Here is a 1501-nt window from a genome sequence, read left to right on the forward strand (position 1 = left end):
GATGCCCTATCGCTGGTCCACCCGCGCCATCCTTCTGGACAAGACCGATGCCACCAAGGTTCTGACGAAGATCCGTCGGCAGTGGTTCGCAAAACGCAAGAGCATCGCGGCCATTGTTCGTGAGGTGATGACCAATGATGCATCGGTGCTGGTGGACAACGATGCCGCCAATAAGGCGGCCGATGCCGATCTGGCCTTGCAGTCCCTCGGTGCCGATGATGTGGGGCAGGCCTATATCACCGCGACCGTGACGGTCTGGGACGGCTCCGCCTCCATCGCGGCCGAAAAGCTGCGGCTGGTCGAGAAGATCATTCAGGGTCGGGACTTCACCTGCATGGCGGAAAGCCTGAATGCCGTAGAGGCATGGCTTGGTTCCTTGCCAGGTCATGTTTACGCCAATGTGCGTCAGCCGCCGGTCTCGACGTTGAACCTGGCACACATGATTCCGCTCTCGGCCGTATGGGCGGGGCCGGAACAGGATGGCCACTTCAAAGCAGCGCCCCTGTTTTATGGTAAAACGGCCGGGGCAACGCCCTTCCGTTTCTCGCTCCATGTCGGCGATGTGGGTCACACCCTGATTGCTGGACCGACGGGGGCGGGTAAGTCGGTGCTGTTGGCTTTGATGGCCTTGCAGTTTCGCCGGTATATGGGGGCACAGATTTTTGCCTTCGATTTCGGCGGATCCATGCGTGCGGCTGCGCTCGGCATGGGAGGAGACTGGCATGACCTCGGCGGTGGGTTGACGGATGATCATCCATCGGAAGAACAGGGCAGCAGCGTCTCACTCCAGCCCCTTGCAGGGATCGACGATCCTGACGAGCGCAAATGGGCCAGTGAATGGCTGGGGCAGATTCTTGCCGAGGAGGGGATCACGTTGACGCCAGACGTCAAAGCATATCTCTGGTCGGCCTTGAACTCCCTGGCATCATCACCTTTCCACGAACGCACAATCTCTGGTCTGGTGGCGCTGCTCCAGTCCAACGCCCTGAAACAGGCGCTGGCCCCGTACTGCCTGGGTGGTCCCTATGGTCGCCTGCTGGATGCGGACGCCGAGCGGTTGGGGGACGCCAATGTCGTGGTGTTCGAAACCGAGGGCCTGATCGGTTCCGGGGCGGCCTCTTCCGTGCTGTCTTATCTGTTCCATCGCATCGAAGGACGGCTGGATGGTCGCCCGACCCTGCTGGTCATCGACGAAGGGTGGCTGGTTCTGGATGACGGGAATTTCTCCGGTCAGTTGCGGGAATGGCTGAAAACCCTACGCAAGAAAAACGCAAGCGTCATCTTCGCGACCCAGTCGCTGTCGGATATCGCCAATTCGCCCATTGTCCCTGCCGTGGTGGAAAGCTGCCCGACGCGCATCTTCCTGCCCAACGAGCGGGCGATCGAGCCGCAGATCATGGCGATTTATCGCGACTTCGGTCTGAATAACCGGCAGATCGCCATCATCGCCCGAGCGGCCTCGAAGCGGGAGTATTACTGCCAGACCCAGCGTGGCAACCGG

The 1501-nt window shown here is 60.7% G+C and carries 1 pseudogene; it reads left to right on the forward strand.

Annotated elements, in window-relative coordinates:
* Window positions 1–1501 (forward strand): annotated as a pseudogene (locus HK28_RS13130) (conjugal transfer protein TrbE); the annotation flags it as partial.

The organism is Acetobacter sp. DsW_063 (genome assembly GCF_002153745.1).
Lineage (GTDB): Bacteria > Pseudomonadota > Alphaproteobacteria > Acetobacterales > Acetobacteraceae > Acetobacter.